The organism is uncultured Fretibacterium sp. (genome assembly GCF_938040765.1).
In the GTDB taxonomy this organism is placed as follows: Bacteria; Synergistota; Synergistia; order Synergistales; family Aminobacteriaceae; genus CAJPSE01.
Genome location: NZ_CALIAA010000286.1, coordinates 1 through 10,146, shown reverse-complemented (window position 1 = coordinate 10,146; position 10,146 = coordinate 1). Strand labels below are relative to the sequence as shown.

The window sequence follows — 10,146 nt, the reverse complement described above, 5'->3', positions numbered from 1 at the left end:
CGTCCTTGACGCCCACCTGGCTCATGCCCTTGCCGACCGAGGCGTGAGTGGCTCCTGCCGGGGCTTCGGACTGCTGGAGGCCACGTCCTTCCTGTGCGGCGCGTGCGTTATGATTCTGGAGATGACGGGGTCGCGTCTCGTCGCGCCCTTTTTTGGGACGTCCCTGGTCGTGTGGACGGCCCTGATCGGGGTCGTCATGGCGAGCCTCTGTGCGGGCAACTGGGCGGGAGGGCTTCTGGCGGACCGGCGCCCGGAACGCCGCGTGCTGGCCCGGATCGTCCTCCTGTCCGCGGTCTGCACGGGCTGCCTGGCGTGGGCGGGCAACGCGGTGCTCTCGTTTCTCGGCGGGCTGAACCTGAACCTTTATCTGGCCGTGGTCCTCGCGGCCCTGCTGATCTTCGCCCTCCCGAGCCTGCTCCTGGGCATGGTCTCCCCCTTCGTCGTTCGCCTCGCGATGGACGACGTCGGCACCTCGGGGGGGACGGTGGGGCGCTTCTCGGCGCTCTCGTCCGCGGGCAGCATTCTGGGGACCTTTCTGGGGGGGTTCATCCTGATCTCCCTCGCTCCGTCGGGGGTCATCCTCCTGATGCTGGCGACCGTCCTGGCCGTTCTGGCCCTGCTGCTCCGCCTGCCGGTTTGGAAGGGCACTCTCCTGGTCCTGTGCCTGCTCGCGGCCGCTGCCGTGGCCGCGAAGACGGGGGGGCTGCCGATGATGCCCGTGGGCGTGCATATCGAGACGCCCTACAACCACATCTCCATCGTGGAGAGCAATCAGGCGGACGGGCGGCGCGTCCGGATTCTGATGACGGACCCGCAGGGCGCGCAGTCCCTGATGTACACGGACGATCCCAACGAGCTCGTGAGCGACTACACGAAGTTCTACGACCTCGCCTTTCACTTCAAGCCCGACACGAAGAATATCCTGATGCTGGGCGGAGGAGGCTACTGTGTGCCCCGCCACGTCCTGGCGGAGCGTCCCGGGGTCTCGTTCGACGTCGTCGAGCTGGACCCCGGCATCACGGAGGCGGCGCGGCAGTATTTCTCCATCCCGGAGGACCCGCGCCTGCGCATCTTTCACGAGGATGCGCGGGCGTTCCTGAACCGGGAGGCGCGGGATCCCGGGCGTCGGGGCTCCTACGACGCCGTCTTCATGGACGTCTTCGGGTCGTGGTACTCCATCCCCTTCCACCTGGCGACGGTGGAGGCCGCGCAGCGCATGCACGATCTGCTGAGCCCGGACGGGGTGCTGATCGTCAACGTCATCGCCTCGCTCCAGGGGCCCCGCAGCGGGGTGTTCCACGGAATCTATGCGGCGCTCGAGTCGGTATTCCCAAGGCTCCTGATCTTTCCGGCGTCCGCCTCCGACCCCAGGTATGCGCTGTCCCGGCAGAACCTGATGATCGTGGCCTTTCGGTCCCGGGAGCTGCCCGCCGTTCCGCCGGTCCCGGAGCTCGCCGTCGTGAGTCTGCTGGAGCATCAGTGGCTCGAGCACTTCGAGGCCTCGGTCCCGGCGTTCACCGACGCCTTCGCGCCCGTCGAGCGCTACGCCCTGATGCGGTAGGGGACGGCAATGCGAAAAGGTACGCCCTGAAAAGGTGCGATCTGAAAAGGTGCAAAACGGGAGGAGGCGGGGAAAATCCCGCTTCCTCCCGTTTGTCGCGTATGTCGGCGATCTCCGCAGGGATCCCGCTCAGGCCTTGGTGCCGACGACGGCGATGTAGTTCAGCTGTCTTCGGTGCGCATTGAAGAAACCGGACATCCGCCCGAAGAACTCCCGATTCTCCTTCTTCCGCCCGTTCAGAAAGATCCGCAGCGCGCCCCAGAGCCCTTCGTCGTAAATCATCCCCTTGAAGCTCATGAGGGTGATGGGCCCCTCCCGGACCTTGAGGCCGGAAAAGCCGCGCTCCTCGAAGACTTTTCGCCATTCCGTCCCCGTCAGCGGGTACACCCTGACGTTGATCGCCCGGCTCAGGCCCTGGACGAGCTCCGGGGAGTCCTCCGTCAGCATGACGTCGTGCGTCAGCAGCACCCCGCCCTTTTTCAGCACGCGGAAATATTCGGTGACGGCCTTGGCCCGGCTTTCGGGGTCGAGCATCGTCAGCATGGCCTCGTTGACCACCGCGTCGAAGCGCCCGTCGGGGAACGGCAGGGCCGTGGCGTTCCCCTCGACGAGGGTGACGCGGTCCGCCGCGCCCGCGGCGGCGAGGTTCCTCCGCGCCTTCTCCAGCGCCTCGGGGTCCATGTCCAGCCCCGTGACGCGGCATCCGTATTTTTTGACGAGCTCCGCCGTCGTCGTGCCCATGTTGCACGCCACCTCCAGGACCTCCGTCCCGGGCCCGAGCCCGCCGCTTCGCATCAGCCAGTCCGTTACCGCCCGTCCGCCGGGACGCAGCCGCCGCTTGCCGAGCCTGGCCAGAAAGACATGTCCCACTTCCATTGCCATGAGTTTCACCCTCTTCGTCGAATGTCGTTAAAGGCGGCCCTCTCCGGAGGAGCCCTTCCAGGACACGAGGGCCAGGATGGTCCTTCCGGAGACGCGGATGCAGCCGTCCCTTTCCTGCGTGCGCAGCAGGGAGCGAAGGTCCGCGCCCCGCTCCGAGGCCGCCTTGCCCAGGCCCATCCTGTAGCGGTCGCACGCCTCGTCCAGGCTCAGGGTTCGGTCCTCGTTCCTCTCCAGAAACGTCATCCGGGGGAGAAAACCGTTCAGCCACTGCCGATTGAAGACCGCCCAGGCGATGTCCCCGCCGTTGTGGGAATCGGCGCTCTGGTCCACGCCGAGCTCCCCGGCCAGGGCGTCCATGATGGAGTCCTTCATGGAGACGTATTGGGCGACGACGCAGTGTCCCCGGCTGGCCGCGGTCATCTTCTCCAGGCCCGCGGAAGTCCTCGCGGGCGTGCACATGCAGGCGAACACCAGATCGAAACGCCCCTTCAGCCCGCCAAGCTCATCCTTCTTCCAGTCGTGCTTCAGCGTCTCGAGGTTGGAAAGGCCCTTCTCCCCGGCCTGCTCCGCGCACAGTTCCAGCATCCTGGGGGAGATGTCCGCGGCGGTCACGTCCCTCGCGGCCGCGGCGAAGGGCAGGGCGTAGCGTCCATAGGCGCACCCGACGTCCAGGACGGAGGCCCCCGGACCGAGCATCCCCTCGTCGGAGAGGTATCGGACCACCCGGTCCGTCAGGCTCGTGCCGTAGGTTCGCTTGCAGGCGAAAAAGGGCTCGGCCTTAGCGTCCCAGAAGTCCTCGGACTCGGAGAGGTTCGGATCCGGACGGTTCAGGATCGCGTCAAAAAAATCCGCGCTTATGTTCAATCGAAAATCCTCCTTTGCTCAAAACCCGCACTCGGTCAAGAACGAAAGCCCGGAGCGCCTCGGGACGGCATCAGAAAAAGTCCCGCCGCATCTCGGCCCCGGGCGAAAGGAGCTTTTCGACCTCCCCGTCCGTGAGCTCCATGCCGTAGAATCTGCCGTAGTACTCCTTCACCTTCAGGGGGATGTCGATGTCCTCGAAAAGATCGGGGTAGACCGCCTTCGCAAACCACCACAGGGCCAGGGGCGTATCGGTGCAGGGCGGCCACCAGCGGTGCATGCCCAGCGGGAACTTGTGGCAGTCCCGGTTTCTGACCGCAGGGACGTGGCTCCAGTCGTGACCGGGGCCCGCCGTGTTGTCGTACAGGTTCTGCGGGACCAGGGCCGTGAACGTCGTCAGAAACACCTTGTCGGGCGCCCAGTCGTAGATCTGTTCCATGTTGACGTTCTTCTTCCCGACGTCCAGTCCCACGTTCACGGCTCCAACGGCGTCGCACCAGTACTCCCCGAAGGTCTTCCGGCCCGATACGCTGATCGCCGTATCGTTGTAGTTGCTCAGGATCAGGACCCTGGCGCGCTTCTCCCGAGGAATGTCCCGGACGCGTCGGGCGATCTCCGCCTCGACCTCCCTGCCGTAGGCGACGATGCCCCTGGCCTTGTTCTCCCCGCCCAGGACCTGCTCCATGAGGTCCAGCCACATCTCCAGGGTGCGGAGCGTGCTGACCGATCCGCCGATGTTGGGGTGGGTGAAGGCCACCGCGGGGATCCCCGCTTTTTTGTACGTCTCCGTGTGAACGGCGCCGGAGTAGAAGACGACGTCCGGCTTCAGGTTCAGCAGTTCCTCGATGTTCAGGGACCCTCCCTTGTAGAAGTCGCTGGACACGGAGAGCAGGCCGGGCGCGTACTTCCCCAGCACGGAGCGCCGCGCCGTGTTGAGCAGGTCCGGCGGTATCCCCACCAGGTTTCTCACGTCGCCTCCCTGATACACGGCGACCACCGAGGCCAGCGGCAGCGGCGCCACGACGGCGATGCGCTCGATCTTCTCGGGCAGATCCACGTCGAGGCCCAGGTGGTCCCGTACCGTCCGCGCCTCCGAGCTCCCCGGCCAGGTCAGCGCCACGGCAAGGACCACCACGGCTCCAACAAGCCGGGAACGAAGCCTCTTACACCTCTTCATCTCGATCGACCTCCATTCTTCCACCATTCCTCCACCATTTCTCCAAGGAAGCAAACCCCGATTTCAATCAGGGACAGGCCTCCGACAACCAAAAAGTCCCATAAAGTTGGCTTAAGCCAACTTTATGGGACCCATTCTGACACGAAGGGCGGAGGGCGTCTGTTGCCAAGGCCACGGAAAAAGCGGAGGGAGGCGAAGAGGACTGCCGGGTTGCGGACGGGGCCGTCCCGGGCCCGTCTCACGCCGGCCGGACCCGCGTCACGGCTTCGGGACGGCGGCCCCCGCCACGTCCTGACGCTCGATCAGGGCGATGAACGCCTCCTCCAGGGTGGGGTCGGGGCGCTCGTCCGTCCGCACGGAGGCCTTGAGCGCGTCGGGGGGGCCGGAGGCTATGGTCCTGCCGCGGTAGACCAGCGCGATGCGGTCGCAGTACTCCGCCTCGTCCATGAAGTGCGTCGTCACCATCACGGTGACGCCCTTCAGCGCGAAGCTGTTGATGCAGGTCCAGAACTCGCGCCGCGTCACGGGGTCCACGCCGCTCGTCGGCTCGTCCAGGAAGAGGACGTCCGGCCCGTGCATCACGGCGCAGCCCATCGCCAGGCGCTGCTTGAAGCCCAGGGGCAGCGAGCCCGCCCGGGAGGAGAGGTAGGGCCCCAGATCGAACGTCTCGACCACGCGCTCCACCGCCGCGCCGCCCCTCAGCCCGTAGATGCCCGAGAAGAACCGCAGGTTCTGCAGCACGGTCAGGTCCCCGTACAGCGAGAACTTCTGCGCCATATAGCCCAGCTTCGCCCGCGCAGCGCCAGGCGCCGTCCTGAAGTCCAGGCCGGACACGGCGCAGCCGCCCTCCGTGGGAGTAAGCAGCCCGCACATCATCTTGAACGTGGTGGACTTCCCGGCCCCGTTGGGGCCCAGGAGCCCGAAGATCTCGCCCCGTCCGATCGAGAAGGAGACGTCGTCCACCGCCGTGAAGCTCCCGAACCGCTTCGTCAGGTGCCGCGCCTCCACGGAGACGCCGCCCGTCCCCTTCTCGCCGAAGAACTCCGCCACCGCGCCGCTGCCGCGCCGGGCCCCGCCCAGAAGCTGCATGAACGCGTCCTCGAAACGGGGCGGCGTCGGCCCGAGCCCGAGTCCGGCCGGGGCCCCGGACGCCGCGACAATCCCGGCCTCGCGGGAGAGGGCGTCCAGGTCCCCCCTCAGCTCCGTGCCGTCGTCGCTCGTCAGGACGCGCACGCTCGACCCCTGGATGACCGCGTCCAGGGTGCTCCTGCGCTCCATCAGGGGGGCTATGAGCTTCCGTCGCCCCCCGCCGGCCCCGCTCAGCAGAAAGACCCGGCCCTCGACGCGCTTCGCCAGGTCCTCCGGCGTCCCGTCGTAGAGCAGTTTGCCATCGTTGAGGAGCAGCACCGTGTCGCAGGCCTCCGCCTCGTCCAGATAGGCGGTGCTCCAGACGACGATCCGGTCCTGGGCCAGAAGCTCCCGCACCATGCGCCACAGCTCGCGCCGCGCCAGGGGGTCCACGCCCACACCCGGCTCGTCCAGCAGCAGGACGGGCGGCCGGGAGAGCAGCGTGCAGGCCAGGCCCAGCTTCTGCTTCATCCCGCCGGAGAGCCGGCCCGCCAGGCGGCCCGTGAAGGGGCCGAGCCCGGTGAAGGCGAGGAGCTCCTCGTATCGGGCGGAACGCTCCTCGCGGGGCACGGAGCGCAGCTCGGCGTACAGGTCCAGGTTCTCCCGGACCGTCAGGTCCTCGTAGAGCCCGAACCGCTGCGGCATGTAGCCGACCCGCTCGTGGATGGCGTCCGTATCCGCCGCCGTGTCGTACCCGCACACCGTGACCCGCCCCCCCGTGGGCGCCAGGAGGCCGCAGAGCAGGCGCAGCAGCGTCGTCTTTCCCGCTCCGTCCGGCCCGACGAGGCCCGTGATCCGCCCCCCCGCGATGCGCGCCGTGATCCCGTCCAGCGCGGCGCGCCGGCCGAAGGTGCGGACCAGCCCCTCGATGACGATCTCGGAGCCCGAGGCGGGCCCTGCAGGCGGACGCTTTTCGGCCGGGCTCATCTCGATGCCGCGGCCTCGGAGGCTTCTTTGGATTCCATCGAGACGGCCTCCATCAGGACGGTGACGGGCATCCCGTTCTTGAGCCGTCCATCCCTGTCGTCCTCCACCAGGATCCGTGCGCGGTAGACCAAGTCGGTGCGCAGGTCCTCGGTCTGCACCTGCTTGGGGGTGAACTCGGCCGTCGGGGAGATGAAGGCGAGCGTACCCTCGATGGGATCGGGGGAGGAGTCCGTGACGATGCGCGCCGGCATCCCCACCCGGACCCGGCCGAGCTGCGGCTCCGGGATGTAGGTACGAACCTGGATGGGGCGCTCGAGCGCCAGGGCGTAGACGACCTGGCCGGCCCCCACGACGGTCCCGGGCTCGGAGACGCGGGTCAGGATGGTCCCCTCCGCCGGGGAGCGGAGCTCCGTGTCCGAGAGGGCGTTTTCGGCCTCCGCGAGCCGGGCATTGGCCGTCTCATAGGCCGCCTCGGCCGCCTCGATGTCCTCCCTGCGGTAGCCCTCGCGCACCAACGCCAGGGCGTTCTCGGCCGCCGCGAGCTCCGCCTTCAGGGCGCTGCGCTGCGACGCCGCCCGGTCCAGATCGCTCTTGGCGACGGCCTTCCGTGCGAACAGGTTGGAGATGCGGCCATAGTCCTTCTCGGCCAGGTTCAGCGAGGCCCGGACCCGGTCGCGCTGCGCCTCCGCCTCCCGGACCTCCTCGGCGCGGAATCCGCGGTGCAGTTTGTCCAGGGCCGCCTTCGCCTGGAGCATGGCCCCCCGGGCCTCCGAACGCTTGATTCGGTAGGGGACGGGGTCCAGAATGCCCAGCAGGTCGCCGGACGCCACCCTCTCGCCCTCCTCGCGGTGAATAGCCTCGATGCGGCCGGGGACGCGGAAGCCCAGGAGCACCTGCCGGATCTCCACGTTGCCGTAGAGCCGGATCCGGTTGGGGTCCTTCTCGCGGAAGCGATCGATCAGCCCCTCGAGCTTCCCGGTCGCGTAAAGCGTGCCGAGGACGGCCGCAAAAATGAAAAGCGCAAGGGCAAACCGTTTTTTCATGGCAAAGACTCCTTTTCTCGACTTCCGGGGCTCCGCCCCGGAACCCCGGCAAGGGCCGCAGGCCCTTGCAACCCGAACGGGAACCGAATAGGAACCAAATGGGAACGAACGGCGCAGCGGCGGTCACTGTATCCTGCGCTTGAAGAACCACCCGGCGGCGCCGAGCGTCGTCGCCGCGATCCCGCAGAGCCAGAGGAGCTGCACGGTGACCTCGCGCAGGGGAATGTCCTTGAGGTAGACGCCGAGGGCGATGACGATGATGTGACGGGCGGGGTTGAGCAGGGTCAGGGTCTGCAGGGCGTGCGGCATGTTCTCGATCGGCGTGGCGAACCCCGAGAGCAGGACGAAGGGCACCATGCAGGTGAACACCCCCAGGAACGCCTGCTGCTGCGTGCTGCAGAGCGAGGAGATGAAGAGCCCCACGCCCGTGCAGGCCAGGATGAAGAGCAGGAAGCTGAAGGCCAGAAGCCCCAGGCTCCCCAGGCAGGGCACGCCGAAGACCGTGCGGGCCAGGACGTGGATGGCGACCCCGATGCCGAGGGCGATCGCGGCGGCCGGCAGCGCCTTGCCGGCCACGATCTCCAGGGGCGAGAGCGGCGAGACCAGCAGCTGCTCGAACGTCCCGAGCTCCCGTTCGCGCGCGACGCTCATGCCCGAGACGAGCAGGGACAGCATCTGGGTCAGCACCACCAGCAGCACCGGCAGGGTGAACCAGAGGTAGTCGTGATTCGGGTTGAAGAGCTGGCGCGGCTCCACGGACAGGAGCGCGTCGGCCCCGGTGAGGGTCTTCCTGAGCCCGCGGGCGAAGCCGTTCGTGATGGATACGGCGTAGCCGTAGGCGATCTGGACCGCGTTGGCCTTCCGCCCGTCCAGGACGACCTGCACGGAGGCCGGCTCGCCGCGCATCAGGGAGGCCGAGAAGCCCTCGGGGATGCGCAGGACCATCAGCGCCCTCTGCTCGGCGATGGCCGGCCCGACCTCCGGGACGCTCGACAGGCTGAAGGCGCGCGTGAAGGCCGGGCTCGCCGTGAAGGCCGCCTCGAGCCTGCGCCCCAGGTCCCCGTTGTCCTGGTTCAGGACCGCCAGGGGCGCGTTGCGCACCTCCATGGTGATGGCGAAGCTGAACAGGAAGAGCATGACGAACGGCCCGACGAACACCTGAAAGCGCGTCTTCGGGTCCAGCAGGACGGCGTAGAGCTCCTTGACGACCAGGGAACGGATGCGTCCGAACATGGTCAGGCCAGCACCTTCTTGGTGTATCGAAGCGTCATGGCCAGGAAGAACAGACCCAGCAGCCCCAGCTTGATCATGTTGGGGATCAGGAGCGGCCAGACGTCGCCGGCCAGGAAGAGGGTCTGGAGGCAGGTCACCAGGTACCGCGCCGGCAGGACGGCGGCGATCGCCCTCTGGACGAACGGCATGGAGTTCAGCTCGAAGATGAAGCCGGACAGGAGCACGACGGGAAGGAAGGCGGAGAGCAGCGCGGCGAAGGAGGCGACGTACTGGTTTTTGGAGAGCGTCGAGATGATCAGGCCCTGCCCGAGCGCCGACATCATGAAGAGCGACGCCACGGCGAAGAGGGCCGGCAGGGAGCCGCGGAACGGGACGCCGAAGAGCCCTACTGCCAGGGCCAGGCTGAAGAACGTGGAAAAGATGGCCAGGAGGTAGTAGGGGATCAGCTTGCCCAGCAGGAGCTCCAGCGCGCTGACGGGCGTGGAGAAGAGCGCCTCCATGGTCCCGCGCTCCCACTCGCGCGCTACGACCAGGGCCGTGAGCATCGTCCCGATCAGGGCCATGATGACGGCCATGATGCCCGGGATAAGCGAGTACCGGCTCTCCAGCCCGTCGTTGTAGCGGAAATGGGGCTCCACGGCGATGGGCAGCGACGTGCGGGACAGCTCCCCTCCCCACTGGAGGATCGCGGCCACCGTGTAGTTCTCCGCCAGGGCTCCGGAGTTGGGGTAGCTCCCGTCCGTCAGCAGCTGAAGGGCGGCCTTCCGGCCCGAATTTTGGCCCGAATAAAGAGCGGCGGAGGTGCCCTGCGGGACGATCAGGACGCTCTTGAGCTCCCCCGTGATCAGCCCGGGCAGAAGCTCCTGGCGCGAGGCGGCGAGGCCGGGCTTGAAATAGGGGTTTTCGGCGAAGTGCCGGGCCAGGTCCCGCGCCGGTTGTCCTCCGTCCTCCAGCGCGATCCCGAGGCGGATATCGCGGGCGTCGAGGGACAGGCCGTAGCCGAAGAGGAAGAGCAGGGTGAGCGGCAATATGAAAGCGATGACGATGCTGCTGGGGTCCCGCACGATCTGAAGCGCCTCTTTTTTCGTCAGGGCCCGGAGTCTTTGGGCGAACATCGATCCCATCTCCTTGCAGACCCGGGAAAACCGACTCGCTCCGGCGGGCTCCCGGCCTTCCCGCAGGAGGGGGACATTCCGTCTCCGTAACCCCACCATCACAGCACTTCGGCGTATCCTATTTAAGGAAGATGAGGTCTGCGTATTTTTCCCCGTTTGATGTTATACTGAAATATACTGTGGGTCGTTTGGCCCATTGGAATTGGGTACTAGGACAGG

Annotated in this window: 8 protein-coding genes; 1 reads left to right on the top strand and 7 read right to left on the bottom strand. The window is 67.3% G+C overall.

All coding sequences use genetic code 11. From position 1 onward, the window contains the following. On the top strand, window positions 1-1,561 hold a 1,561-nt coding region (locus tag Q0176_RS10065; protein ID WP_299302387.1), incomplete at its 5' end, for a fused MFS/spermidine synthase. 129 nt (window positions 1,562-1,690) lie between these two features. Here the strand turns inward: Q0176_RS10065 and Q0176_RS10060 are convergent. From Q0176_RS10060 to Q0176_RS10030, 7 genes are all read right to left on the bottom strand, one after another. After that, entirely contained in the window at window positions 1,691-2,443 is a 753-nt protein-coding gene (locus tag Q0176_RS10060) for a class I SAM-dependent methyltransferase (protein ID WP_299302384.1), read from the bottom strand. A 27-nt stretch (window positions 2,444-2,470) separates the two neighbouring features. Further along, a complete protein-coding gene (locus Q0176_RS10055) occupies window positions 2,471-3,307 on the bottom strand; it encodes a class I SAM-dependent methyltransferase (RefSeq protein WP_299302381.1) in 837 nt (278 codons plus the stop codon). Between the two features lie 70 nt (window positions 3,308-3,377). Continuing rightward, window positions 3,378-4,481: an ABC transporter substrate-binding protein gene (locus tag Q0176_RS10050; protein ID WP_299302378.1), complete on the bottom strand. Its 1,104-nt coding sequence runs from the start codon at window positions 4,479-4,481 to the stop codon at window positions 3,378-3,380. A 258-nt stretch (window positions 4,482-4,739) separates the two neighbouring features. Further along, window positions 4,740-6,536: an ATP-binding cassette domain-containing protein gene (locus Q0176_RS10045; RefSeq protein WP_299302375.1), complete on the bottom strand. Its 1,797-nt coding sequence runs from the start codon at window positions 6,534-6,536 to the stop codon at window positions 4,740-4,742. Beyond that, window positions 6,533-7,579, bottom strand: a complete 1,047-nt coding sequence (locus tag Q0176_RS10040; RefSeq protein WP_299302372.1) for an HlyD family efflux transporter periplasmic adaptor subunit — start codon at window positions 7,577-7,579, stop codon at window positions 6,533-6,535. Before Q0176_RS10040 ends, Q0176_RS10045 begins: the two co-directional genes overlap by 4 nt. 123 nt (window positions 7,580-7,702) lie before the next feature. Continuing rightward, on the bottom strand, window positions 7,703-8,812 hold the full coding sequence (locus tag Q0176_RS10035) for an ABC transporter permease (protein WP_299302369.1): 1,110 nt from the start codon (window positions 8,810-8,812) through the stop codon (window positions 7,703-7,705). A 2-nt stretch (window positions 8,813-8,814) separates the two neighbouring features. Continuing rightward, the gene (locus Q0176_RS10030; protein WP_299302366.1) at window positions 8,815-9,927 is read right to left on the bottom strand and encodes an ABC transporter permease; all 1,113 of its coding nucleotides are present in this window, start codon (window positions 9,925-9,927) and stop codon (window positions 8,815-8,817) included. Window positions 9,928-10,146: the final 219 nt, after the last annotated feature.